The 24,035-nt window shown below is 36.1% G+C and carries 27 protein-coding genes; 17 read left to right on the forward strand and 10 right to left on the reverse strand.

Annotated features, from left to right (window positions below; genetic code table 11):
- Window positions 1–7 precede the first annotated feature (7 nt).
- From DRF65_RS23680 to DRF65_RS23695, 4 genes are all read right to left on the reverse strand, one after another.
- Window positions 8–805, reverse strand: coding sequence for a hypothetical protein (locus tag DRF65_RS23680; RefSeq protein ID WP_115973191.1), 798 nt, complete (start codon window positions 803–805; stop codon window positions 8–10).
- 80 nt (window positions 806–885) lie between these two features.
- Window positions 886–1,773: a hypothetical protein gene (locus DRF65_RS23685; protein ID WP_123947427.1), complete on the reverse strand. Its 888-nt coding sequence runs from the start codon at window positions 1,771–1,773 to the stop codon at window positions 886–888.
- 31 nt (window positions 1,774–1,804) lie between these two features.
- The gene (locus DRF65_RS23690) at window positions 1,805–2,467 is read right to left on the reverse strand and encodes a hypothetical protein (protein WP_115973193.1); all 663 of its coding nucleotides are present in this window, start codon (window positions 2,465–2,467) and stop codon (window positions 1,805–1,807) included.
- A gap of 137 nt (window positions 2,468–2,604) precedes the next feature.
- On the reverse strand, window positions 2,605–4,752 hold the full coding sequence (locus DRF65_RS23695) for an endonuclease MutS2 (RefSeq protein ID WP_115973194.1): 2,148 nt from the start codon (window positions 4,750–4,752) through the stop codon (window positions 2,605–2,607).
- Window positions 4,753–4,814: 62 nt separating this feature from the next.
- Between DRF65_RS23695 and DRF65_RS23700 the strand changes: the two genes are divergently transcribed.
- The 4 genes from DRF65_RS23700 (at window position 4,815) to DRF65_RS23715 (ending at window position 7,236) form a co-directional block, all read left to right on the forward strand.
- The gene (locus DRF65_RS23700; RefSeq protein WP_115973195.1) at window positions 4,815–5,171 is read left to right on the forward strand and encodes a hypothetical protein; all 357 of its coding nucleotides are present in this window, start codon (window positions 4,815–4,817) and stop codon (window positions 5,169–5,171) included.
- Between the two features lie 25 nt (window positions 5,172–5,196).
- Window positions 5,197–5,811 carry a hypothetical protein gene (locus tag DRF65_RS23705; protein ID WP_115973196.1) on the forward strand — a complete coding sequence of 205 codons (615 nt, stop codon included), beginning with the start codon at window positions 5,197–5,199 and terminating at the stop codon, window positions 5,809–5,811.
- Window positions 5,812–5,827: 16 nt separating this feature from the next.
- On the forward strand, window positions 5,828–6,334 hold the full coding sequence (locus DRF65_RS23710; protein ID WP_115973197.1) for a GNAT family N-acetyltransferase: 507 nt from the start codon (window positions 5,828–5,830) through the stop codon (window positions 6,332–6,334).
- Window positions 6,335–6,594: 260 nt separating this feature from the next.
- Complete coding sequence (locus tag DRF65_RS23715) at window positions 6,595–7,236, forward strand: uracil-DNA glycosylase (RefSeq protein ID WP_115973198.1); 642 nt, start codon at window positions 6,595–6,597, stop codon at window positions 7,234–7,236.
- Here the strand turns inward: DRF65_RS23715 and DRF65_RS23720 are convergent.
- Window positions 7,223–7,720 (reverse strand): hypothetical protein, encoded by a 498-nt coding sequence (locus DRF65_RS23720; RefSeq protein ID WP_115973199.1) that lies wholly within the window; start codon window positions 7,718–7,720, stop codon window positions 7,223–7,225. The two genes, DRF65_RS23715 and DRF65_RS23720, sit on opposite strands and share 14 nt — an antisense overlap.
- Before the next feature lie 19 nt (window positions 7,721–7,739).
- Window positions 7,740–8,231, reverse strand: coding sequence for a DUF456 domain-containing protein (locus DRF65_RS23725; protein ID WP_115973200.1), 492 nt, complete (start codon window positions 8,229–8,231; stop codon window positions 7,740–7,742).
- Window positions 8,232–8,407: 176 nt separating this feature from the next.
- Between DRF65_RS23725 and DRF65_RS23730 the strand changes: the two genes are divergently transcribed.
- The 9 genes from DRF65_RS23730 (at window position 8,408) to DRF65_RS23770 (ending at window position 18,115) form a co-directional block, all read left to right on the forward strand.
- Complete coding sequence (locus tag DRF65_RS23730) at window positions 8,408–9,676, forward strand: mechanosensitive ion channel family protein (RefSeq protein WP_115973201.1); 1,269 nt, start codon at window positions 8,408–8,410, stop codon at window positions 9,674–9,676.
- Window positions 9,677–9,830: 154 nt separating this feature from the next.
- Entirely contained in the window at window positions 9,831–10,550 is a 720-nt protein-coding gene (locus DRF65_RS23735; RefSeq protein ID WP_115973202.1) for a pyridoxine 5'-phosphate synthase, read from the forward strand.
- Window positions 10,551–10,569: 19 nt separating this feature from the next.
- Entirely contained in the window at window positions 10,570–11,349 is a 780-nt protein-coding gene (locus tag DRF65_RS23740) for an alpha/beta fold hydrolase (RefSeq protein ID WP_115973203.1), read from the forward strand.
- Window positions 11,350–11,463: 114 nt separating this feature from the next.
- Window positions 11,464–11,682 (forward strand): microviridin/marinostatin family tricyclic proteinase inhibitor, encoded by a 219-nt coding sequence (locus tag DRF65_RS23745; RefSeq protein WP_115973204.1) that lies wholly within the window; start codon window positions 11,464–11,466, stop codon window positions 11,680–11,682.
- Window positions 11,683–11,775: 93 nt separating this feature from the next.
- Window positions 11,776–12,732 (forward strand): MvdC/MvdD family ATP grasp protein, encoded by a 957-nt coding sequence (locus DRF65_RS23750; protein WP_115973205.1) that lies wholly within the window; start codon window positions 11,776–11,778, stop codon window positions 12,730–12,732.
- Window positions 12,725–13,729 carry an MvdD family ATP-grasp ribosomal peptide maturase gene (locus DRF65_RS23755; RefSeq protein ID WP_115973206.1) on the forward strand — a complete coding sequence of 335 codons (1,005 nt, stop codon included), beginning with the start codon at window positions 12,725–12,727 and terminating at the stop codon, window positions 13,727–13,729. The genes DRF65_RS23750 and DRF65_RS23755 overlap by 8 nt, the downstream gene beginning before the upstream one ends.
- Window positions 13,730–14,152: 423 nt before the next feature.
- Window positions 14,153–15,166, forward strand: a complete 1,014-nt coding sequence (locus tag DRF65_RS23760; RefSeq protein ID WP_115973207.1) for an NAD-dependent epimerase/dehydratase family protein — start codon at window positions 14,153–14,155, stop codon at window positions 15,164–15,166.
- Window positions 15,163–16,932: an AMP-dependent synthetase/ligase gene (locus DRF65_RS23765; protein WP_115973208.1), complete on the forward strand. Its 1,770-nt coding sequence runs from the start codon at window positions 15,163–15,165 to the stop codon at window positions 16,930–16,932. The genes DRF65_RS23760 and DRF65_RS23765 overlap by 4 nt, the downstream gene beginning before the upstream one ends.
- A 127-nt stretch (window positions 16,933–17,059) precedes the next feature.
- The gene (locus tag DRF65_RS23770; protein WP_115973209.1) at window positions 17,060–18,115 is read left to right on the forward strand and encodes a diphosphomevalonate/mevalonate 3,5-bisphosphate decarboxylase family protein; all 1,056 of its coding nucleotides are present in this window, start codon (window positions 17,060–17,062) and stop codon (window positions 18,113–18,115) included.
- Between the two features lie 44 nt (window positions 18,116–18,159).
- Here the strand turns inward: DRF65_RS23770 and DRF65_RS23775 are convergent, their stop codons facing one another.
- Window positions 18,160–19,242: an endonuclease/exonuclease/phosphatase family protein gene (locus DRF65_RS23775; protein ID WP_115973226.1), complete on the reverse strand. Its 1,083-nt coding sequence runs from the start codon at window positions 19,240–19,242 to the stop codon at window positions 18,160–18,162.
- 110 nt (window positions 19,243–19,352) lie between these two features.
- Between DRF65_RS23775 and DRF65_RS23780 the strand changes: the two genes are divergently transcribed.
- Together DRF65_RS23780 and gloA2 are read left to right on the forward strand one after the other, a co-directional pair.
- Window positions 19,353–19,793 carry a nuclear transport factor 2 family protein gene (locus DRF65_RS23780; RefSeq protein WP_115973210.1) on the forward strand — a complete coding sequence of 147 codons (441 nt, stop codon included), beginning with the start codon at window positions 19,353–19,355 and terminating at the stop codon, window positions 19,791–19,793.
- Between the two features lie 34 nt (window positions 19,794–19,827).
- Entirely contained in the window at window positions 19,828–20,205 is a 378-nt protein-coding gene (gene gloA2, locus DRF65_RS23785; protein ID WP_115973227.1) for an SMU1112c/YaeR family gloxylase I-like metalloprotein, read from the forward strand.
- Here the strand turns inward: gloA2 and DRF65_RS23790 are convergent, their stop codons facing one another.
- Window positions 20,206–20,589, reverse strand: a complete 384-nt coding sequence (locus DRF65_RS23790; protein WP_115973211.1) for a DUF1634 domain-containing protein — start codon at window positions 20,587–20,589, stop codon at window positions 20,206–20,208.
- A complete protein-coding gene (locus tag DRF65_RS23795; RefSeq protein WP_115973212.1) occupies window positions 20,589–21,419 on the reverse strand; it encodes a sulfite exporter TauE/SafE family protein in 831 nt (276 codons plus the stop codon). The genes DRF65_RS23790 and DRF65_RS23795 overlap by 1 nt, the downstream gene beginning before the upstream one ends.
- A gap of 97 nt (window positions 21,420–21,516) precedes the next feature.
- Here DRF65_RS23795 and DRF65_RS23800 point away from each other — a divergent pair, with 97 nt between their 5' ends.
- The gene (locus DRF65_RS23800; RefSeq protein ID WP_115973228.1) at window positions 21,517–22,068 is read left to right on the forward strand and encodes a DUF1543 domain-containing protein; all 552 of its coding nucleotides are present in this window, start codon (window positions 21,517–21,519) and stop codon (window positions 22,066–22,068) included.
- A gap of 24 nt (window positions 22,069–22,092) precedes the next feature.
- The gene (locus DRF65_RS23805; RefSeq protein WP_115973213.1) at window positions 22,093–23,205 is read left to right on the forward strand and encodes a 5-(carboxyamino)imidazole ribonucleotide synthase; all 1,113 of its coding nucleotides are present in this window, start codon (window positions 22,093–22,095) and stop codon (window positions 23,203–23,205) included.
- Between the two features lie 73 nt (window positions 23,206–23,278).
- Here the strand turns inward: DRF65_RS23805 and DRF65_RS23810 are convergent, their stop codons facing one another.
- Window positions 23,279–23,980 carry an SH3 domain-containing protein gene (locus DRF65_RS23810; RefSeq protein WP_115973214.1) on the reverse strand — a complete coding sequence of 234 codons (702 nt, stop codon included), beginning with the start codon at window positions 23,978–23,980 and terminating at the stop codon, window positions 23,279–23,281.
- Window positions 23,981–24,035 lie beyond the last annotated feature (55 nt).

Here is a 24,035-nt window from a genome sequence, read left to right on the forward strand (position 1 = left end):
AATGAATTTATTCCGGATTATGATAAATAATCTGGCTGATTACTCTTCCCTTCTTAATGGTCCATAGAGTCGTATATCGGTTTTCTCCGGAACCATTGATCATATAAAGGAAAATGTTATCATTGTCCAGTGAAGTTACTCCTACATTGTTAAAATCCATAGTAGGCTGGAACATATTTTTAATAGCTTCTCTTACAAAAACAGAACCTCTTCCGGGCTGCTGTAGTCGGATGGATTTAATCTCCGTCATACCTTCAGGAAGATCATTTCCAATTCCCCAGGGCTTTACTTTATCAATAGTAAGAAGCTTTCCTTCGGCATCTTTTTCCTTTTTGCGGTATCCAGCATTGGATGGATATACATCAATCACAACCTTGCTTCTTTGTGCAGTAGGGATTTTAGGATCAGAATTATCGGTAAAAATCAGTGACTTTCCGTTTTTAGATTTAGAAGGAGTATAGGCTGGAAGCTGATCAATAAAGGCAATACGTTCTTTATTTACCATTCCTTCTTTATCAAGCGTTTCATAGCGAACAAATGGTTTCTCTTCGTCCTGCTTTTCAGGATATTTGATCCAGATCCATTCCGTTTCTCCAGGAGCCGGCTTTACATAAACGAAAACATCCCCTTTGCGCATACGGATCTTATCTACAATTTTCCTATAGTTATCCTTATGTACACGTACATTGGCGTAGCCTTCTTCAGCTTTTACAACACCAAAAGGAACTTTGTTTTGCCCTTTAACGAAGGCTAAAGAAAAAATACTGAAAGCAGACAGGTACAATGCTTTGTTTACTGAAATCATCTTAACAAATTTTAGATTCCCAAATATATAAATTTAATGCTTTTTGGATGGGTAAAATAAAAATGTATTTATTGAAATTATCAATATCCTCTGAATAATTTATAAAATTCATCATCAGGAATATAATACTTGTCATTCTCCTGTAACCATTCCAGAGATTCTTTACTGAGATTTAGTTTATCATAGGCTTTGGTTTTCAAATATTTTTTTTGTCCATCGACGATACTGTATATTATTTGCCCTGTTTTATCGTCTACCAATAGGGTTCTCTCTTTTGTCGTTCTATCTTCTGGATGTGGAGAAAGTGAAATATACCAATAGGAATGAATGTCATTAAAAGCTCTGTCAATACCTATAAAGGGAGATCCATATGAATCCGCTATAGTCAGAAGATCATAAAAAGTCATCCTGAAATGAGAGTCATGGTCTACTTTCTGTTGTAATGTACCATCTTCAGCATAAGCGTACCATATTCCTCGCGGATAACCGGAAGCTTTTACTCCGTATCCAAAATGTTTTATGGTATGAATTGAACCATTTTTGTAGAAGTCAACTTGGGTCTTAAATGAGTCAGAGAATTGCTGGGTATATCCTGTATTTTCAGTTGTTCTTGTATAATACTTCTGTGTATCTTTTTTACCAGTCAGAATAAGGCTGATTATTCCGTCCTTGAATTCATAAGTCGTTAATGGAATAGGGTTGTCAGCTTTGTCTCTCAGCTCAGCAATATGTTTATTGTTGTCTTTATCATGTCCTAGTTTGTAAAATGTCCCATTGACTGGCTGCTTTTTTTTGGCATAGGAAGCCAGGGTCTCATAAGTAGGTATAATTAGGTTTTCCTTTGAAATATCATCGATTTTTATCGTACTGAATTTTTGTGCCGGATTGGGTGTTTTCTGCTGTGCACTCATAAAAGGTGAAATACTGAAAATTCCAATTAAAAATAATGATCGATATATCTTGTCCATATTAGAATAGTTTTTCATCTACAAATCAGTATTAAGAGTCTGATCTTTGATTAGATGAATCATAAATAGCTTTCGGATCATTTTTCAGGTAATATGAAAAGACTCCGAAAAATAACATCAGGAACAGGAATAATGCTCCACATATATAAAAAGCTGTTCCAAAACCATAACTAATGGTCATTTCACCTCCCAATCCCATTCCTATTTGGTTGTTTCCCAATCCCTCCATCTTGGACTGGAAAGTCAGATAGAAGGCCAATAAAGAGATCAGCCCAACCAGAGAAATGGAAATATGATAAATATACTTTTTCTTAATACTTTTGATCAGGTGAATGACAATTCCTGCAATAGCAGCTAAAAATGCAATGATGATAAGCGGGCTCGGCGGAATATTTTCTTTACCTTTTTTATCCTTCGAATCATTTAGAGGAGAATATTCACTATCAGTGTTTGATGATTTATCGCTTGAATCATTTCCAAAAGCTGATCCAAAAGGAGAGTTCTGCTTAAGGTTTTCCTTCATACGTTCATTCATTGCCTGTTGGGAAACCCCTGTTACCAGATCAGTTCCTTTAATAGACATTAAGGTTGTATCCCCACATTTTATCAGGAAAAAAGGAAAGAAAAAACAGAGGATGATAACTGTATAGCTCGGTATAGGAAGAAGGTCTGAAAGTACTTTTAATGGTTTCATAAATTATTGTTTTGCTTAAAAGTAAGAAAAATTATATTGATAATGTACAAAAGAAAAGAGAGCATCCTCAGACACTCTCTTCCATTATTGTATTCCGTTAATTTTCAAATTCTGAAATTAATCCATTTGAAAATAGATTAGATTCTCTCTAATTCATCCGCATCAATCGTTGTCTTGAAGGTTCCATAGTTAACAATAACCTTATTTCTGGAAATTTTCTCAATGGTTCCTACGCTGGTACTTCCGGTGATGCGGACACGTTGGCCTTCTTTCATCCAGACTGCACGGTCACTCTTACGCTTTTCTTCCAGCTTCTCGTTCGTTTCAGCAATTTTCTCAATCACATCTTCTTTTTTAAGCTGTTGGGTGATCTTTCTTTTAACCACCTGAAGACGTTTGGTTTCATCTTTATCAGCACCAATCTTTCTGAACTTCTCCTGTTCAAGCAGTTTCACAAAATCCTTCACAACGTCTTTTCTGGATTTCCCTTTCGTATAGCTGTCGATGAAAGTTTCAATTTTGTTTCCAAACTGAAGCTTACGGTGTTCCTCTTCATAAAGTTTCTGGAAATTGAAAAGTTTCTGTTGCAGCTGTTCATTCAGTTTCTGAAGATTATCACGTTTGTCTTCTACAGACTCTTTTCTTTCGGCAAGATCAGATTTCAGTTTTTCAACCTCAAATTTCTCCTGCTGTAGCTTTACAATTGTTTTATCAAGATTAACAATATCATGCTCTACCTTTTTCTTGGCAGAATGAATGATAAATCTTGGGATTTTATTCTTCTCAGCAACTTCAAAAGTAAATGAACTTCCTGCCTGGCCAACCTCCAACTTGTACATAGGCTCCAATGTTTCCTCATTGAAAAGCATCGCCGCATTCTGAGCATTCGGAAGCTGTTCTATAACAAGTTTGATATTCGTGTAATGCGTCGTAATGATTGCAAAGCTCTTTTTATCATAGAAAAATTCCATGAAACTTTCAGCCAGCGCGCCTCCCAGTTCCGGATCAGAACCTGTTCCGAACTCATCAATCAGTAAAAGCGTATTAGCATCAGCCTCACGAATGATTCCGGACATCTTCTTTAACCTTGATGAATACGTTGATAAATGGTTTTCAATAGATTGATTATCACCAATATCAGTCATGATCTTCTCAAAGAAAAACATCTCAGACTTTGGATGTACAGGAACCAGAATACCGCTCTGAATCATCAGTTGCAGTAATCCCACTGTTTTCAGTGTAATTGATTTTCCACCGGCATTAGGTCCGGAGATACAGATAATTCTGTTGTGCTCCGTTAAAGCCAGGGTCTGGGAATGAATCGTTTTGTTCTCAACCTTATTTCTTAACCATAATAGAGGGTGGAAGGCTTCTCTTAATTTTAATGTTTTATGACGGTTGATCTTTGGAAGAACTCCGTTGACCAGGTCTGCAAACTTAGCTTTAGCCCTTACCAGGTCCAGATCAAATATATACATCTGATACCTCCACAGCTGAGGTTGAAATTCTGCCAGTTCTGCTGTCAGTTTTCTTAAAACCTTATCAATCTCTTTTTTCTCTTCCTCCTCGTTTTCACGAAGATTAAAGTAATGTTTTACTACACTGTCCGGTTGAATATAAGTGATAGAACCGGTTTTTGAAATTCCCAGGGTTCTTCCCGGAACTCTTTTCTTAAAACCTGATTTTACCGCTAAAACCCTTTGATCATCAATAATAGTTTCCCGTATATCATCCAAAAAGTCACTTTGTCCGTAGGTGGTCAAAGCACGGTTGAAATTTTCCTGAATTGCTTTTTTAGCATGCTGGATTTCAGTTCTTATCCCTTTTAAGGCCGGAGAAGCCTCACTTTTTACCTCACCAAAACGGTTGAAGACCTTATCTACCTTATCGATGATCTCTTTTCTGAATTCCAGGATAGAAACCTCTTCCAGTAAAGTAGGAAATGTTTCCGGCATGGTAGGGAAGAACTTCTGTAATCTTCCGATCTGTTCCGTGATGGTTTTTATTTTGATGAAAGCACTGTTTTCCAGACGGTAATTCTCAATAAGCATCAGTTTCAGCTCACCTTCAATATCTTCATATTCATCAAACGGAATCGCATTTGAACTTTCAAAACTCGACAGATATTCTGACGTTTTTTTCAGTGAAAGTTCTGCCTCGTCAATTTCCATCGGACGAAGTTGAAGAATTTTTTCTCTTGTTTTCGGAGAATACGCAAATGGGGAGATTTCCGCGAGCAATTGCGGAAACTCTAATTCGTCTAAATCTTCTTTATCTATATACACAGTGCAAATTTAGTGAGAATTTTGATTATTACGTATATTTGAATGATTTACAAACTATATCCATGAAACAATTATTCTTTATCCTGCTTTTCCTTTCGGTAGGTATTCAGGCTCAGATTAAAAAAACTGACTCCGGAAAACGAAGTAATATTGAAAATAAAAAACGTTTTAAAAGCTATAAGAAAGCTGGAAATTATGGTATAAAAAGCTCTAAAGATGATCAGGTGAAGAGAATTATTAATCTCAGTCAGCAGACTGATAATTCTAAAAAAGAAATCGTAAAGAAAAATGATAACGGAGGATTAATAATTTATGAAGAAAGATCCTCGGTAAGGTATAGGATGTATCTGTTTATTGGTTTAGATGCTGGTACGGATAGCTTTTTAAGAGATAATAAGTTGATGACGAGAGGAATCTGATAGTACACCATCTTAAAAATATATTATGAAAAACTTATTGTTTATTTCCCTTTTTCTATCTGCAGCGGTTCATTCACAGGTTAAAAAAATGGATATTGAAAAGTTTAGAAAACATATAGGTCTTACAGATAAAGAAAACATAACAAGCAACAGAACTTTTACCTATGAAAATGGGGGTAACGTTATTACTCTATGGCAACAAGGTAGCGGAGAGTATAGAGAAGATGTACAGAAAAAAAACAGTGTTTATACCACAACTTTTCTTTATAATCAATATACTTATGCTTTACAATACGAAGGTTTATATTGTAAAGGTACACCTGTTGGAATTCATAAAAAATATTCAAAATATGGAAAGCTGATTGAGCAGACTGATCAGGATTTGTCATTAAGGGAAATAGGTGTTTTTACCAGAAAAGATATGGCTAAGATTATGAAAAGGGACTTTAATATCAACATTGAAAAAGAAGACGAGCTTTATATGATGAATGCTTTTGACAAAGATGGAAAGTATTTTTGGAGAATTGTGTGCAGGCCTCACCCTGAAAAAGGAGCTGATTTTGCCCCTGCCTTTGCTTATTTGTTTGATGCCAAGACAGGTGAGTTTTTAAGTAAGTCAGTCTTTGTAATAGAAGGATAAAATAACGAAAGAATAAATGAAACTGGAAACAGAACGCCTGGTCTTAAAAGCTATCAATGAGGCTAATACTGAAGAGATCCTGCGTATCAGGAGCAATGAGGTTATCAATCAATATGTAAAAAGGAATTCTCCAAAAACCAATTATGATGCCTTAGAATTTATCCTGCATATCAAAAGAAAAACTCAGAATAAAGAAATTATTTTCTGGGGAATCTCATATAAAGACAATCTCAGTCTTATCGGAACGATATGCCTGTGGAATTTTTCAGAAGACAGAAAGACCGCAGAAGTTGGATATGAATTACTGCCGGAGCATCACCGAAAAGGAATAATGTCTGAAGCTCTTCATGCTGTTTTGGATTATGGGTTTAATGAACTGCAGCTGGAGGAAGTTTTAGCTTTTACAAGCAGGTTCAATGAAAATTCTAAGCAGCTTCTTTTAAAACATCATTTCATTTTTGAAGAATATCAAAAAGATGAACGCCATCCCGACAATATTATTTTTAGCTTAAGAAGGTATTAGTAACCGGTGCCAGTAGTTTTTTCTATCTTTAGCCACAAACAGATTGATAGTACACACTATATATAGAATGAAATAAAGTCCTTAACTGGTTTGAGAGATACTTAAAATTGATCTTGTATCTTCAGAACTTTGGAACAGCTTTCTGTTAATCGCTTTATCCATTGTGTTATCCTTTTTTTTCTCTATTTTAATTGAAAGAAAAGTCAAGATATTTAAAGTCTGACCTATGCTTTTATTTTAATATTAATTACTTTTGCATTATGACCTGGACAGAAATTTTAGCCCCGATAAAAAGTACAGAATACTTTACAACTCTTTGGGAAAAAGTAAAGAATGAATATGCAACTACCAAAGTTTTCCCTCCGAAAAATCAGATTTTCAGAGCATTGGAGTTAACACCATTTGATGATGTGGAGGTGGTTATCATTGGTCAGGATCCATACCATAACGATTATCAGGCTAACGGATTGTGTTTTTCTGTTTCAGAACAGGTAACTGCTCCGCCATCGCTTAAAAATATTTTTATTGAATTAAAAGATGATCTTGGAGTCGTAAGAACTTCTAAAGAGCTGGATGACTGGGGGAAGCAAGGGGTTCTTTTACTGAATGCAACGCTGACAGTTCGTGCCCATTCACCCAATTCCCATAAAGATCTAGGTTGGGAAACCTTTACTAACTATATTATTAAGGAGATCTCTGATAAAAAAGAAAATGTGGTCTTCGTATTGTGGGGAGCTTTTGCACAGAAAAAAGCCGAACTTATTGATCCGGCTAAGCATTTTATATTGAAATCGGCGCACCCATCACCGTTTTCCGTTTATAGAGGTTTTTTCGGAAGCAAGCCTTTCTCAAAGATTAATGAATATCTTGTTTCCAAAGGAAAAAAGCCTATTTCCTGGTAGTATCAGAGGAAGCTCCGGCTTTTTTGATGCTGATTCCTATTTTATATTTTCCGTTTAATTCTGTAGTTCCTCCTGATTTAGGATAGGGATTGACTTCCTGTAATGTGATAGTGTACCCATTGAAGTCAGCAGACTGATGATAGTTACGATTCGGGAAATCCATGCTGGCAAGATTTAAAAGAACAGGTCGGGTAGAGATTCCCATCACTTCAACCTGAGCAAGAGCGGCTCCGGCCCAGATACAGTTTACCCCTTCAGGACAGCGGCTATCCTCTGAGATCCCTTTGAAGGTAATATTCATCTGATATTCTTTCAGAAACTTATATTCTCCTTCGTCCAGATAAATGATCCCGTTTTTCTGGTCGTTAGACGTTGTATGGCTTGTCATTTCAGAGTTTTTTGAATCCGTTTTGGCTTTCTTTTGGGCATCACATCCTGTTAATACAAAAATTCCCAGACTGAATAAGATGGCTTTATGGAACATGATTTCTTATTTTTTTAGATTAAATAATATCAAACATATTAAGAAGTACTACCAAAAACATTGCCACACCCACTACAAAGCTGAATCCCGTACCATAAATAAACCCGATTAAGGCCCCTTTAGTGGATTGTAAAGCCTTGTTCATATCCTTGCTGTCATGAAGCATTTCACCGATAAATACTCCAGCAAACATTCCAATCAGGAAACCCAAAGGAATTGGAATGAATATTCCGACAATAGTTCCTATTACAGATCCGATACTTCCCCAGCGCGTTCCCCCATATTTTCTGTTGGTTCTTGCCGGAATCACATAGCTTAAAACAACAGAAGCTGCTGTGAGAATTCCAAAAGCCCAGATATAGATCATTGGAAGATCAGCATTCGTCCCGAATTTGTAGAGCAGCAAGCCGCAGATGCTTAATAAAAGCCCTGGTAAAACGGGAAGAAATGTTCCCAATATGCCGACAAACAATAAAATAAGACAGAGAATATTAATGACAGTTGTATCCATTCTTTAAAATATAAACGAAGATATGAAACCTCAGTGATTCAACAAATATGCTGATGATGAAAATAGAAGAGTTTCCTGAATGATATAGAGGAAATTTATAACCCGTTTTAAAATTTGGGATGAAAATTGATTGTGAATAGTAACATCATCATCCTTAATTTTATAAATTTGCTGTAATGAAAGATGACCTACAGGAAACCAAGAACTATTTGCAGGAAATAAGCGAACAGTTATACCTATATATCACCCAGATTTCTCCATCCGGGCTGGATTGGATTATTCATATTATTGTAAAACTGGCTTTGCTGTGTGCGGTATTTTTAATTGTAGATTTTGTTTTTAAATTTGTTATCAATTTTATTTTCCGTCTTTTTCACAACGAAGAAAAATTTCCGGTACTTAAATCCATTTATCAGTCCAAAATTACCAATTCAGTAGCTCATTTTGCTGCTCTGACTGTTGTGGGTGGAATCCAGGGATCTATTTTTCCGGAAGGAGCGTTACCCAAGACGACCATTTTCATCATACGATGTGTTAACTTAGGATTAGTAATGATTTTAGCCGGGATGCTGTACAGATCATTAACGGCATTCAGAAATTATTTCTCCATCAAGCAGGATTTTTATAAGATCATGGCATTGAATGCGATCTCTGAAACTGTAAAAATTCTGGGAATCTTTGTCTTTTCTGTTGTGGGACTTTGTGTAGTATTCGGAATTAAAGGAACAACTATTGTTGGAAGTCTGGGAGCTATTACAGCTGTTTTGGTTCTCGTTTTCAGAGATACTATTCTGGGATTTGTAACCGGAATTCATGTGGCTACCTCCAAAAATATGAAAGTAGGTGACTGGATCAGTATTCCCAAATACAGTATAGAAGGAAATATTACGGAAATAAGTCTTCTGACAACCAAAATTACCAATTTTGACAAAACAGTTTCCACTATTCCTACTTATGATTTCCTGACCACGGAGATCAAAAACATGCAGGTCATGTCTGAATCCAATAACAGAAGAATCAAGAAATCTATTTATTTTAATATTAATTCATTCAAGTTTCTTACCGATGAGGATATTGAACGTTTAAAAGAAATTAATCTTATTGCTGATTATCTTGAACAAAAAAGAGTGGAAATCAGAAGAGAAAAGCAAAGTCTGAGCAATAATGATAAAACCATTAACGGAAGACAGCTTACCAATATAGGTGTTTTCAGATATTATGCACAGAAATATATAGAGAGTGATCCGGACGTTGAAAAAAATGCCACAAGAATGGTTCGTCAGTTAGAAATTACTCCGCAGGGGCTTCCTCTTGAAGTGTACTGCTTTGCGAATGATTCCAAATGGGAACATTTCGAACAGATCCAGGCTGATATTTTTGACCATTTATTGGTAGCATCCAAAGAGTTTGAACTTCAGGTAATGCAGGTAAGTGTTAAAGTATAGAACAGAAAGCAGACAATGTATCTCTTTCTCAAAAAATAAATTCAATTTTAAATGATAAAGAAATTAGAACGCAAAAAGAAGTATAAAGCTGGATAAACTTCCAGCCCCAATCTTCCATCTTCTAACTTTCCCTATCTAACATCTAAATAAAAAAATGACAAAACTAAGCGTAAACATCAATAAGATTGCGACATTAAGAAATGCAAGAGGAGGTGAAACACCAAGTGTGACGGAAGCTGCTATAAAGATTCAGGAATTCGGAGGTCAGGGAATTACGATTCACCCAAGGCCGGATGAGAGGCACATTACAAGAAAAGATGTCTATGATCTGAAACCATTGGTGACGACTGAGTTTAATATTGAAGGAAATCCACATCAGTCTTTTATTGATATGGTATTGGATGTGAAGCCCGAGCAGGTAACTCTGGTTCCGGATGCAGATGATGCTATTACCTCCAATGCAGGTTGGGATACTAAAAAACACCTGGATTACCTTACAGAGATCATTGCTGAATTTAAAAATGCGGGAATCCGTACCTCTATCTTTCTTGATCCTTTACCTGAGCTGGTAGAATCTGCTGCAAAGACTGGTGCAGACAGAATTGAGCTGTATACGGAAGCTTATGCAAAACATTATCTGTCTAATAAAGAACAGGCTATTAAACCTTATTATGATACGGCAGTTGCAGCTACGGAATTCGGTTTAGGAATCAATGCCGGCCACGATCTTAGTTTGGAAAACCTGAAATATTTTTCAGATAATATTCCAAATCTTTTAGAAGTATCTATCGGGCATGCTTTGGTTTCTGAGGCACTTTATATGGGATTGGAAAATACAGTTCAGTCTTATTTGAAAAGATTGGCGAAATGGTAATCTGTTATTTTTAAAAAATATGGAAATCTTAAATTCAAAAATATTTGGCGAAGGTTTAACCGCTACGCCGCTTTTAGTATTCCACGGGCTGTTTGGAATGCTTGATAACTGGGGGAGCTTCGGGAAAGACCTTGGAGAATATCTCCCCGTACATCTTATTGATCTCAGAAATCACGGAAGGAGTTTTCATTCCGACGATATGTCTCACGATGATCTGGCAGATGATATTGCCAGTTATATGGATCATTACGGAATTCAGAAAGCCCATGTTTTAGGCCATTCTCTTGGAGGGAAAGCTGTGATGCAATTTGCCATCAAATATCCTGAAAAAGTAGAGAAACTGATCGTAGTGGATATTTCACCAAAAGCTTATCCGCCACACCATCAGGGAATCATCAAAGCTCTGGAAACGGTAGATTTTAATACCGTAAATTCAAGAAATGATGTGGAAGCTGTGTTGACTCAGTATATTCCGGAAAGATCAACGATACAGTTTTTAACAAAGAACCTGTATTGGGATGATAATAAAAAACTGAACTGGAGGTTCAATCTTAAAACATTATCTGAAAAATATAATGAATTTGTATCTAATGCAGTGAAATTCGGTGTTTTTGAAGGAGAATCCTTATTCATAGCAGGAGAAAAATCCAATTATATTTTACCTCAGGATGAATATGGAATAAAGCAGCAATTTCCAAAAGCTAAAATCGTAACCGTAAAAAATGCTGGGCATTGGGTTCAGGCAGAAAATCCTGTTGATTTTGCAAATGTTGTTAAAGAATTTCTCGGTATTGATTAAAAATATTCTTTAAATTTTGATAATATGTTAAAATTATCTTAAAATATTAATTTATTTCCCTGTAAGTTGAAAAATTTGTATATTCGATTATCAAATAAATAAAAATATTAACTTATGGAAAACAAAAAATCAAAAAAGAAGCCATTTTTCGCATCATTCCTTGAAAAACAACTTAAAGATCCGGAAACAGTAACAGGAGGATCCATTATTACAATTCCGGAAAGAGATGCTGTTACACTACCTACTTTAGACGGTGCAACTTCTAAGCTGAGCGATATGGATCATACAATGAAATATCCTTCTGATGGTGATGATGATACTATTTTACTATAAAATAACGGTTTTACAGTAAGTAACATATTAACAAAATTGTAACAAAAGGGGAAACTTAAAATGTTAAGTTTCCCCTTTTAATAAAACCGGCAAATGATTCTCTGTATTACCCACTCACAGGATTTTTATACCATTGATCATTTTTTTCAATATCTTTCTTCTAAAAATATTCCCTATTTCAGACTGAATTCCGATCAGCTGAACCATTTTCAGAAGATCAGTATCAGCGAGAACTCATTTGAGATCACTGATGAGTATGGAACAACAATACATTCCGATGCGATTAAAGGAGTATGGCACAGAAAGGCATGGCGCATACAGGTGCCTGACGAACTGGATCAGGAGTATGAAAAGATATTTCTGAATGAGTATACAAATCTCCGTTACAACCTGTTTACCCAACTGGAGCATCTTCCCTGGATCAACCCCTATGAGAATGAAAAGAAAATTGACGGCAATAAAATGCTTCAGCTGCAATTAGCTAAACGAAATAATCTGATTATTCCTCCAACTCTTTTTTCCAATGATGAAGAGAAGGTAAAAGCTTTTTTTGATCAGCACTGTTCAGGAAAAGCTATTGCCAAGCTTCATAGTGTAATCAGGAAAACAATGAGTGGTGAAGGATTGGTCTCCACAATGATTATTGAGGAGGAAACATTGGAAAATCTTTCAGATATAGTTTATTGTCCCATGATTTTTCAGCCTTATATTGATAAAGAATATGAATTGAGAATCATGTATATAGACGGAATTTTCTTCACAGGTAAGATCAATAACAGTCAGAATGCGGACTGGAGAGTAAGACATAAAGACTATTCCTGGTCAGCTTATCAACTGCCTGACTCTGTCAAAGCAAATCTCACCTCTATGATGCAAGAAATGGGACTTTATACCGGAGCTATTGATATGATCCGTGGAAAAGATGGGAAATATTACTTTCTGGAAGTCAATCCACAAGGAGAGTGGGGAATGCTCCAAAAAGAACTTGGGTTTCCCATAGCAGAAAGAATTGCCGACAATCTTATTAAAAGAATCAATTTCCATGAATAAAATTTTAATTATAACACATACTGCAGATAATTTTTCAATTGAAAAAGTAACAGAATACATTCAGGATAACAATTGTGAGGTTATCCGTTTTGATGTTGATTTATATCCTTTACAGAATAAATTATCAACGGTCTTCCAGGATGGAGAATGGAAGATCTTCCTTGAAACCTCTGAAAAAAAATATCGACTGGATGATATTTCTGCAGTCTGGTACCGCCGGGCTTATAATATCGGTAAAGGTTTAAAGGAGGAGCTGGATGCCAAATTTTTTGGAGCAGCTATGGGAGAAATCAGAAATACATTATTTGGATTTCTTGAATCTGTAGATGCTTATTCATTAGGGAAGCCCAGTGTTTACAGAAGGCTAGACAGTAAAGAAGAACAGTTGAAGCTCGCTCATAAAATAGGTCTTTTGATTCCCGAAACATGTTTGACCAATAATCCTGAAGAAGCAAAACAGTTTATTCTGAAACATCAGAACGTGGTTGCCAAAATGCAGACCGGTTTTGCAATCTATGAAGATGGGGTGGAAAATGTTGTGTTTACCAATGTTGTGAGTGAAGATAAACTTGAAGAGCTGGATACGCTTCTGTATTGCCCGATGCAGTTTCAGAAAATGATCCAGAAGAAAAAAGAACTTCGTGTTACCATTGTAGGAAGAGATGTTTATGCCTTTGAAGTAGATTCCCAACAGTTTGAAGATTCCAAGGTCGACTGGAGAAAAGATGGTGTTAATCTACTGGATAAATGGACGCAGACAACATTACCGGAGGATGTTAAAGAAAAACTTCTGGAACTCCTGGATATTTACAATGTCGATTATGGGGCAATAGACATTATTGTTTCTCCCGAAGATGAATATTATTTCATAGAAATCAATGCTGCAGGAGAATTCTTCTGGCTGGATAACCTTACTGAAGGCAATCTGATCTCCAGAAGTATTGCAGATGTCTTATGTGATAAGGCTCCGAGAAGAGATAATATCGTGATGGTTTAATTTAAAATGATTAATTTTTTATATAGTAGTCCTGGAAGTTTTTTGAATGCTTTCGGGACTTTTTATGTAATGTTGTATGTTTTTTAAATGATGTTTCTTCAACTGAAGCTTTCATTACCAGACCACAGAATCGGAGGGTTTCATAAAGTTTAAATGAATTTCTCATACATAAGGCAGCTAACTTTAAAATCTAAAATGGTCAAAAAAAATTGTATACTTTATGGTTAAAATAACAAGGTTTTTCTTTTTTGTTTCAGGTTTTGTGATTTCGAGAATGATAATATTGGTTAAATAAACTTGAATTTTGCTTTAAAAATCGCAAATTTGCAAAAGCAGTTTTTTAAGGAACTTTTACCGGAACCTGAAGAATTGCCGGATAGAAAATATTGTCATATTTTAGTCAGCAATCAAGCAACATAATTAATGGTTTTTGTAACGGGTGCAACCGGAATTCTGGGAAGAATAATCGTGCTGGAACTTCTTAAAAGAGGTAAAAATGTACGTGCTTCCAAAAGACCGGGCAGCAATTTAAACGAAGTAAGGCATTCATACAGCTTTTATACGGAGAATCCAGATGATTTTTTCAATAAGATTGAATGGATCAATGTGGATTTTGATGATATTGATTCCTTAAAAGATGCATTGAAAGGGGTAGATGAGGTCTATCACTGTGCTGCAAAAGTAAGTTTTCATCCCAAAGATGAAAAAGAAATGTACCATACCAATATTAAAGGTACAGAAAACTTATTGTTTGCCTGTGAAGGATCAGATGTTAAAAAATTCCTGCATGTAAGCTCTGTAGCCGTTTTAGATAACTATAATGAAAAAGGAGAGTTGGATGAAGATTCTGATTTTAATCCGAAACTGGAGCATTCTGCCTATGCCATTTCCAAACACTTATCCGAAATGGAAGCCTGGAGAGCCTCTGCCGAAGGCTTGAATGTAGTCATCATCAATCCCGGAATGATCGTAGGAAGCGGAAACTGGACCCAAAGCAGCGGTGAGCTTTTTTCAACCTTTGAAGATAACAGCTTTACTTTTGCTGGCGGATCTGCTTATGTAGATGTGAGGGACGTTGCTAAAACAGCCTTTGAGCTGATGGAAAACAACATTTTTGGAGAACGCTTTATCATCGTTTCTGAAAATAACAGATATGCAGATCTGGCTAAACAGATCAGAACCAGGCTAGGACTTAAAGATGCCCGAATTCTTACAAGGTCTCAATTAAATATAGGTAAATGGGCCAATACGCTGTTCGGATGGCTGATTCCAAAGCTGAAAATGGCTACAGAATCAAACATAGAAGCAATATCTTCATTCAACACCATTTCCAATCACAAAGTCAGGGAAAAACTGAATTATCAGTTTATTCCGATAAAAGAAAGCATAGACTTTCACCTGAACAATTATATTAACGACAAAAAGCTGAAGAAATGAATCTTGCAGAGGCAATAATCCTTAAAAATGTAGAAAAGCATCCTATAAAAGCGGCGATCGGCTTTAAAAAGAAAGAAGGAAACTGGAAAGAGCTAAGCTGGAAAAAATTCAGTGAAATTGTTTTTAAAACAGCCAATGCATTAAAGGAAGCAGGAGTTCAGGAAAACGATAAAGTAGCAATCTATTCAGATAATTCATCAGAATGGATGATTATGGATCTGGCTGCAATGGCTATGGGAGCGGTTACCGTTCCTATTTATTCTACCAATAACGCTGAGCAGGCAGAATATATTATTAAAGATTCCGGAGCTAAGGTGGTATTAATTGGAAATCAGATACAGTATGATGCGTGTCTGGGGCTTTTAGATAAAGAAGACAACCATCTTGAAACTATTATTATTTCTAAAAAAGCAGTTTGGATCAAAAAAGAACTCAACAGTTTTTATCTTGAGGATTTTATAGCAAAATCTTCTTCGGAACTTGAGATCTGTAAAAAAGAATATGATGATACAGCCACACTGATCTATACTTCCGGAACTACCGGAACACCAAAAGGAGTAATGCTTACCCACGGAAATTTTATCAAGGCATTTGATTCTCACTTTGAATTTTTTAAATTTAAAAACTTTGAAGATGAGCTGTCACTCGCATTCTTACCTCTAAGTCACGTTTTTGAAAGAAGCTGGAGCTTACTATGTCTTTATGGAGGAGCAAGAGTCTATTTTCTTGAAGATCCGAAAAACGTAGCCAAAGCATTGGAAGAAGTAAAACCTACTACAATGTGTGCCGTACCGAGATTTTTTCAGAAAGTATATGCCGGAGTGCTGGAAAAGGCAGAAGAAGGCTCACCACTGAAAAAGAAGATCTTTGACTGGGCTTTAAAAACAGGATGGGAAACTGCAGAATTAAGAAGAAACGAAAGACCTGTTCCTTTTGGATTAAAGCTAAAAGAATCTGTTGCAGATATGCTGGTATTCAGTAAGATCAAGAATAAAATGGGTGGGAGACTTTGGTTTTTACCTTGTGGAGGAGCCTCTTTATCCCCTGAAGTAACCAGATTCTTTGAATCAGTGGGTATTCATGTTACTGTTGGATATGGCTTAACGGAAACAACTGCTACTTTGACCCTTTTCCCTTTAACGCACTTTGAACATGCTACAAGTGGAAAACCATTACCAGGTGTAGAAATCCGTATTGGAGAAAGCGATGAAATCCAGGCCAGAGGAAACGGAATCATGAAAGGGTATTATAACAGACCTGAAGAAACCGAAAAAGTATTTACAGAAGACGGTTGGTTTAAAACAGGAGATGCAGGTAAAATGGATGATAAAGGAAATCTTATCATTACAGACAGACTTAAAGACCTGATGAAAACTTCCAATGGAAAATACATTGCGCCACAACAGATTGAAAACCTTCTGACGAATAATAATTTCATTCAGCAGATTATGCTGGTTGCAGAAGGAAGACAGTTTGTTTCTGCTTTAATTGTTCCGAATTTTGAATTTTTACAGGACTATATCAAAAAGAATAATATTCCTTTTACCAACTGGGAGGAGGTTGTAAAAAATGAAAAAATAACCAACCTTTATAAAGAAAAAGTCAAGGAACTGCAACATGAGCTTGCCGATTATGAGAAAGTGAAGAAATTCACGCTGATGCCGGCAGAATTTGACATCAATACGGGAGAAATCACTCCAACATTGAAAGTGAAAAGAAATGTGGTTCTTAAAAAATATGCAGATATTATAGAGAAGATGTATTAATCGATTTGTAAACCACAAGTCGCTTAAGTTTTGTAAAATCTTTGATTTTCACGACTATTAGAATTGAAGACGTGAAAATTCTCCTCCTCTGGTGGGGTGGTCAAGTCTCAATCACTTAAATTAAACTATGACAACACAATTTATAGGAAAAGAAAATTTCACCATTCATACACAAACGGTTTCAGAAAGCTGTCCGTCTAATATTGCTTTGATTAAATATTGGGGGAAATATGACAATCAGATTCCTGCCAATCCAAGTATCAGTTATACTTTAAATCATTGTAAAACGAATACCAGCATGGAGTTCTTGGCAGATGAACCGTTTTCTGTACAAACATTTTTGTCAGGAAATGAAGAAGTGAAGTTTGCTGAAAAAATTGAAAAATATTTCAGAAATATTGAACAATACCTTCCGTGGATTCTGAAAGGGAAATATATCATCAGAACAGAAAATACATTTCCACACAGTTCAGGAATTGCAAGCTCAGCTTCAGGATTTGGAGCTATTGCCAAATGTCTGATGGCATTGGATGAAACGTTCACAGGAAAAATTTCAGAAGAAGAATCTCTGAGAAAAGCTTCATTTTTAGCCAGATTAGGAAGCGGAAGTGCATGCAGAAGTTTATACAACGGACTTATTGTCTGGGGAGAAACTGAAGAAGTCCAGGGAAGTTCTGATCTATTTGCTGTACCTTATCCGGATGCTGAAATTCATGAAGTATTCAAGAGTTTCAATGACTGGGTTCTGTTGATCCACGAAGGGCAGAAAAGTGTGTCTTCAACGGTAGGACATGGTTTGATGAAGACCAATTCTTATGCAGAAAGAAGATTCCAGGAAGCGAGGGAAAACTTTGTTCCAATGAAGGAAATTCTGAAAAGTGGAGACATGGAGCGCTTTATCAAATTGGTAGAACATGAAGCACTTACTCTTCACGCAATGATGATGATGAGTGATCCGGCTTTTATCCTGATGAAGACCGGTACATTAGAGGTTATCAATAAAATCTGGGATTTCAGAAGAGAAACGGAACTTCCGTTGTTCTTTACGCTGGATGCAGGTGCCAATGTACACCTTTTGTTCCCAAGTGATGCCTCTGAAGAACAGATCAAAACATTTATAGAAACTGAACTATTACAACATACCCAGAAGAATGGAGTGGTGAAGGATGTGATGAGGTTTTAATAAAATAATATGAAAAGTGGGTTTACAAGCCCACTTTTTTATGTTTAATCTTCGGTAACAACAGCTTCCCGGTTGCCATCCTCCTGTTTTCCTTCTTCTATCATGATTTCCGCTTCTGCCTTTTCTTCTGAAGTTGCTGTTTCTATAAGTTCTGCCTGCTGCTCATTGTGATGATCTATGAAAAACTCACAGTATACCGGAAGATGGTCCGATCCAAAATTTTCTAATGTCTTCAGTTGTTTAATGAAAATATCTTCGCTGTGAAACATCAGATCTATAGGAAATCTTAAAAAGCGGTACTTTGCATGAAATGTAGAAACAAAAGAATGTCCCACTCTAGGATCTATAAGATGGCTTGTTTTCCTGAAAAGTACAGACGATTTTGACCATGCAACATTATTGAAGTCTCCCACTACAATAACCGGTTTTTTAATATCTTTTACACGTTTGGCAGTGCTTAGAAGGTCACCATCTCTTTCCTTAGAAGTTTCTTCCTCTGTAGGGCTCGGTGGCGGCGGATGAACCCCAAAGAAAATAAAGGAAAAACCATCGGCTGTTTCCATATGTACCTCAATACTGGGAATATCATCTGCTACAAAATAATGAGTTTTGGCTTCCTTAATTTCAATTCTGGAATAGAAATGCATTCCGTAAGTATTTTCAAGAGTTACTTTGTGCTGGTAGGGGTATTCTTTTTCCAGACTCCTCATTGCTTTTTCCCAATCGCTATTGCTTTCCATAGTCATGAAAAAATCAGGATCATACTTTTCAATAAGATTAGAAAATCTTTCATATTCCTTATTGAACTGATAAACATTAGCTGAAACAAAATGGAGCTTTCCGGAGGACTTGTGACGTTGCCTGTGCTTTTTTACAGGATAGAGGCGTGTATATTTGATGAGAGTATGGCTATGGTAAACAAACAGAACAAGCAAAACGCCCTGATAGTACCATAAATATTTTGTAGAATCAATTATAAGCCCTAATAAAAACGTGAAAAATATAAAATAAGTGATTTGTATTTTAGCAAATTCGGGAACCCGGAATATCCAGTGAGAATGCTGAATTCTGGGTAATATAGTCAAGACCAGTAAGAGTATGGCCAGAGTCATATAAATAATCCACATATGAAAAATCTTTGTCTGAAATAATTTTTTACAATTTAAGAAAATGAGTTTTAAAAATCTCATAATCAATTTAAATTTTATTTTACTTATTTTTATTTAAAATTATCCCTATGAACAAAATAGCCGCAATTATTCTCCTGTTCAGTAGCTTCTGTTTCGGACAGCAGAATCAGGAAGTAGAGAAACCTATTCATAATCTTTTTCTGGCTATGAAAAATGCAGATCCGGAACTTTTGAAAACTGTTTTTGCAGAAAATGCCATTCTGCAGACGATTACAAAAGAAGGAACTGTAAAAACAGACAGTATTCAGGATTTTGTAACTTCTGTTTCCAGGTTCGCAAAAGGTGACCTTGAGGAAAAAATTGTTGTAGAAGCCATTCATAGGGATGGAAATCTGGCAAGTGTCTTCACTCCTTATTCCTTTTATTTGAAAGGGGTATTTTCCCATTGTGGAGCCAACAGTTTTCAATTGGTGAAACAGAATAATGAATGGAAAATTCAGTATATTATTGATACCAGAAGAAAAGATAAGTGCAGGGAAATAAAATAAAGAAGGTTTAATGATTCAGGAAATTAAAAGTAAAATGAAAATTCATCATATAGCTATTATTGGCTCAGACTACGAAGTATCAAAGAAGTTTTATACAGAAATTATAGGTTTACAGATTGTCCGTGAGGTGTATCGTGAAGAAAGGCTGTCTTATAAATTAGATCTGGCGATAGGAGATCATTATGTGATTGAGTTGTTCTCTTTTCCTAACCCTCCTGCCAGACCCTCCCGTCCTGAAGCATGTGGTTTAAGACATCTTGCTTTTTCCGTTGAAAATGTAACCGAAAAACGAAACGAACTGATAGGGAAGGGACTCGATTGTGAAGAGATCCGCATCGATGAGTTCACAGGAAAAGAATTTTTCTTTACCCAGGATCCGGACCAGTTGCCGATAGAGTTTTATGAAATGTAATTAGTGTGCGTACCCTGCAAAGAAACTCACTGCCATAATCGCTAAAACAACAGAGGAAATGAAGACATATACATAATCTTTTTCCTTCAAATAACCTATTAAAGCGAAGATAATTCTCATCAGGGGAGTGAAGATCAGTAAAAGGATGCCCAGCTGAATAATAGCCATTCCTTCTCCCTTGCATAATGAGTTCCAAAAGTGACTCCATACTTTATCTGAAGAAGTAGCCACAGCAAGACTCGTGTATTTTTTAGGCATTTCAAAGCCTTCGGTAAACAGTTTGATGAAACCGATCAGGGAAGTAGCCACAGACAGAATTACACCCAGCCTCAGAAGATTTCCTACGGAACGGTTCAGATCTACATCTGTAAAATTCTTTTTCATTACCTGAAGCTTTTGTTGATACCGTTATACATCATATATACTGAAAGGATAGTAATCACAATAGCGAAAAATACTTTTAACTTTTTCGTTTTGGAAACCATAAGAGTTTTAGAACCTATAAAACTTCCTATTACCACTCCAATCAGTACGGGAGCAGCAATTACAGGGATAATTTCTCCTCTCTGGAAGTAGATCAGTGCACTGGCAACAGCCGTTACTCCAATCATAAAATTACTGGTTGTTGTGGAAACTTTGAAAGGTAATTTCATCATATTATCCATTGCCAAAACCTTTAATGCTCCAGAGCCAATTCCTAAAAGGCCGGACATTGCTCCTGCAAACATCATCATCAGAAATCCTGGAACCGTATTTCTTGCAGAGTAGTTTTTCAGTATTCCTTTATCCGGAAATGTTCCGTAAAGCTTAAGTTTTTCTTCAAGGCTGCCATGAATCAGAGGTTCCTGATGATCAGGCTTTCCTTTTAGATTTAAAATAACGGTCAAAAGCAGGATACTGGCGAAAATAATTCCAATTGTACTCGGATTAAGCATTCCCGAAACCAAAGCACCTACAATGGCACCGGCAGTAGTGGCAATTTCAAGAAACATCCCAATTCTCATATTGGTAAAGCCCTCTTTTACAAAAGCAACTGCTGCGCCCGAAGAAGTTCCGATCACAGAAATAAGAGAAGCCCCGATAGCATAATGCATTGGAACGCCGAACCCCAGCGTTAATAAAGGAATAATGATAACTCCTCCTCCAAGCCCTGTAAGTGAACCTAAAAGGCCCGCAGAAATGGCGCCAAAGAAGAGTATGATGATTTCTGACATACTACAATTAATGTTACAAATATAAAATTATTGTAGTAGTCTGCCAAACATTTGAAAAAGATAAATTTAACGTATTTTTGTATGCATGAAAAATGAGATGAAATTATTTTATGTCATTCTTGGGGCCACTCCCAAAGGACGAAATATTGAACAGCACGATGTGTTTTTCGGAATAGCGGAAAACCTTAAGGATCTGGTTCCTGATATGAAAGCATTTTGGAAGGAAGCGGAAGGTAAAATCCATTTAGACTGCTATCAGGAAGTGAAATTTGCTGATGGTTATGAAGTGAAGATCGTTGAAAGAGGTGAAAACACCTCAGAAGATCAGTTGTTCTTCCTTAATTTGGGAGGCTATAAACCTGGTTTTTTTGAAGAATTTCATGAGCAGCATCTGATGGTAGGGCAATCAATGGGAGAGATTGTAAAGAGAGCAAAAGCTACGGAGTTCTATAAAACAATGGGATTTGAAGGAGCAGTAAGCCATATTGATGACAAACATGGAGTGGATATTGATGACATCTTTAATGTCAATGATATTCTTCCGGCAGCTATGAAAGATAAATATTCTATTGTCCTTGTAAAGTCTGATGCTGAAAATCAGGAAAACCCTATGGGACTGGGATATTTAAAAATTGATAAAATTCAATAAGCGTAAATCTAATAAAAATAAAAAATGAAAATAGGAATTCTGGGAGGCGGACAGCTGGGAAGAATGTTGATACAAAGTGCTTTGAAGTATGATGATGAGTTTTATACTCTGGATCCGGCTTCTGATGCACCATGCCACAATATCTCATATTTTACACAGGGAAATTTCAATGATTATGAAACCGTACTGAATTTTGGAAAAGATAAGGATGTGGTGACCATTGAAATAGAACACGTAAATGCAGAGGCTCTGGCCGAACTTGAAAAGCAGGGTGTGAGAGTGGTTCCCAATGCAAGTATCATCAAAACGATTCAGCAGAAGATCCTTCAGAAAGAATTTTATAAAGTTAATGATATCCCAAGCCCGGAATTTCAGGTGGTATGGAACAGTGATGAAAAAATCATGATGTCTTTGCCGTTTGTTCAGAAGATGAATACAGGCGGATATGATGGAAAAGGAGTACAGGTGATCAAAACTGAAGATGATTATCAGCATTTATGGAAAGAAGCTTCAGTGATTGAAAGTCTGGTAGATATTGATAAGGAACTTTCCGTAATCGTTGCCAGAAATGAAAAAGGAGAAACGAATACTTTCCCGGTAACAGAAATGGTGGCTGATCCTAAGCTTAATCTTTTGGATTTTAATGTCTGCCCGGTTCTTCTGACTGAAGATGTTCAGAACCAGATCGATATTATTACAGAGAAGTTTTTAAATGCGGTAAATTCTCCAGGACTTTTTGCCATCGAATTATTCCTGGATAAAGAAGGAAAAGTATGGGTGAATGAAACAGCTCCTAGACTCCACAATTCTGGACACCAGAGCCAGGAAGGAAATACGAATTCACAGTTTGAGCAGATGTACCGTGTGGTAAAGAATCTTCCTTTGGCAGATACGGATGCTATTACCTACAGCGGAATGCTGAATCTGGTAGGAGCGGAAGGTTATGCCGGAAAGGTAGTATACGAAGGAATGGAAGACGTTCTGAAGTTACCGGAAACCTACGTTCACTTATACGGAAAAACAGAAACCAAACCTGGAAGAAAAATGGGACACATTAATGTTCTTGCAGATTGCAGAGAAGAGCTTATGGAAAAACTGGTGATGGTGAAGGGAATGGTGAGAGTGATTTCAGAATAACTTAAGCTTAAAATAATAAAAAAGGAGCCATTTTAATTTTAAAATGGCTCTCTTTTTTATAGGTATCTTTTGTTTAAAAAGGTCTCTTTAAGATCCTTTCTTTATATACTCCTTTCACAATTTTAAAAAGGGCTACATAAGCTCCAGCACCATCGGAATTAATCATAGTGAGATATAATGTGTCATTTTTACGATCGTAATAACATGTTGTAAATTCATTACTGATATTAAAAAGGTTTTCAATTTCTTTATTAGGAATCTGAATTTTTTTATCCTTGACCTGAACGGTAATGGATTTATAGTGAGTTTTGGGAATGGTTCCGTCTGTTCCCCATATAAGGTTCCCTTTATACTTATCTTCTGTTTTTTGTCCGTTATAATTGGAGGAGGAAAAGAATTTTTTATTTTCCTTGTAATTGAACTTTTCGGAAATTATATCCACCTTAATATTTCCGGATTTGAAAATAGCTTTATTTTCATCTTTGGTTATAGGAAGAATGACCTCATAGGAATCTATAAGCTTAACTTTTGAACTATTGATATAACCAGCTGTTTTATCATCATAATAAACATTCAGCCAGTTTTTGTTGGCCTTGTCCATTTCAAAAGTATAAACAATCTCATCAGAGTTGATTTTTCCTATGATCTTGCTTTTTGTATCCGGATTTTCTCTTAGGTTTACATAACCGTCTTTATCTACAATTTTAGCAAACTGAGCAAAAGAAAACTGGATGCTTACCATTGCTGTTAGAAGAAATATCTTTTTTGTTTTCAATGCTATTGTGTAATTTTAATTTAATAAAAAATAGTTTTATTTAACCTCATAGATA

The sequence above is a fragment of the Chryseobacterium pennae genome, from assembly GCF_003385515.1.
GTDB classification, from domain to species: domain Bacteria; phylum Bacteroidota; class Bacteroidia; order Flavobacteriales; family Weeksellaceae; genus Chryseobacterium; species Chryseobacterium pennae.

Coding starts and splice junctions, on each gene's coding strand:
- DRF65_RS23700 (WP_115973195.1), top strand. CDS start 4,815: ATGAAACAATTATTCTTTATCCTGCTTTTCCTTTCGGTAGGTATTCAG.
- DRF65_RS23750 (WP_115973205.1), top strand. CDS start 11,776: ATGATTCTCTGTATTACCCACTCACAGGATTTTTATACCATTGATCAT.
- DRF65_RS23755 (WP_115973206.1), top strand. CDS start 12,725: ATGAATAAAATTTTAATTATAACACATACTGCAGATAATTTTTCAATT.
- DRF65_RS23725 (WP_115973200.1), bottom strand. CDS start 8,231: ATGGATACAACTGTCATTAATATTCTCTGTCTTATTTTATTGTTTGTC.
- DRF65_RS23760 (WP_115973207.1), top strand. CDS start 14,153: ATGGTTTTTGTAACGGGTGCAACCGGAATTCTGGGAAGAATAATCGTG.
- DRF65_RS23710 (WP_115973197.1), top strand. CDS start 5,828: ATGAAACTGGAAACAGAACGCCTGGTCTTAAAAGCTATCAATGAGGCT.
- DRF65_RS23680 (WP_115973191.1), bottom strand. CDS start 805: ATGATTTCAGTAAACAAAGCATTGTACCTGTCTGCTTTCAGTATTTTT.
- DRF65_RS23770 (WP_115973209.1), top strand. CDS start 17,060: ATGACAACACAATTTATAGGAAAAGAAAATTTCACCATTCATACACAA.
- DRF65_RS23735 (WP_115973202.1), top strand. CDS start 9,831: ATGACAAAACTAAGCGTAAACATCAATAAGATTGCGACATTAAGAAAT.
- gloA2 (WP_115973227.1), top strand. CDS start 19,828: ATGAAAATTCATCATATAGCTATTATTGGCTCAGACTACGAAGTATCA.
- DRF65_RS23805 (WP_115973213.1), top strand. CDS start 22,093: ATGAAAATAGGAATTCTGGGAGGCGGACAGCTGGGAAGAATGTTGATA.
- DRF65_RS23795 (WP_115973212.1), bottom strand. CDS start 21,419: ATGTCAGAAATCATCATACTCTTCTTTGGCGCCATTTCTGCGGGCCTT.
- DRF65_RS23720 (WP_115973199.1), bottom strand. CDS start 7,720: ATGTTCCATAAAGCCATCTTATTCAGTCTGGGAATTTTTGTATTAACA.
- DRF65_RS23765 (WP_115973208.1), top strand. CDS start 15,163: ATGAATCTTGCAGAGGCAATAATCCTTAAAAATGTAGAAAAGCATCCT.
- DRF65_RS23715 (WP_115973198.1), top strand. CDS start 6,595: ATGACCTGGACAGAAATTTTAGCCCCGATAAAAAGTACAGAATACTTT.
- DRF65_RS23730 (WP_115973201.1), top strand. CDS start 8,408: ATGAAAGATGACCTACAGGAAACCAAGAACTATTTGCAGGAAATAAGC.
- DRF65_RS23705 (WP_115973196.1), top strand. CDS start 5,197: ATGAAAAACTTATTGTTTATTTCCCTTTTTCTATCTGCAGCGGTTCAT.
- DRF65_RS23690 (WP_115973193.1), bottom strand. CDS start 2,467: ATGAAACCATTAAAAGTACTTTCAGACCTTCTTCCTATACCGAGCTAT.
- DRF65_RS23685 (WP_123947427.1), bottom strand. CDS start 1,773: ATGGACAAGATATATCGATCATTATTTTTAATTGGAATTTTCAGTATT.
- DRF65_RS23780 (WP_115973210.1), top strand. CDS start 19,353: ATGAACAAAATAGCCGCAATTATTCTCCTGTTCAGTAGCTTCTGTTTC.
- DRF65_RS23800 (WP_115973228.1), top strand. CDS start 21,517: ATGAAATTATTTTATGTCATTCTTGGGGCCACTCCCAAAGGACGAAAT.
- DRF65_RS23740 (WP_115973203.1), top strand. CDS start 10,570: ATGGAAATCTTAAATTCAAAAATATTTGGCGAAGGTTTAACCGCTACG.
- DRF65_RS23745 (WP_115973204.1), top strand. CDS start 11,464: ATGGAAAACAAAAAATCAAAAAAGAAGCCATTTTTCGCATCATTCCTT.
- DRF65_RS23775 (WP_115973226.1), bottom strand. CDS start 19,242: ATGTGGATTATTTATATGACTCTGGCCATACTCTTACTGGTCTTGACT.
- DRF65_RS23790 (WP_115973211.1), bottom strand. CDS start 20,589: ATGAAAAAGAATTTTACAGATGTAGATCTGAACCGTTCCGTAGGAAAT.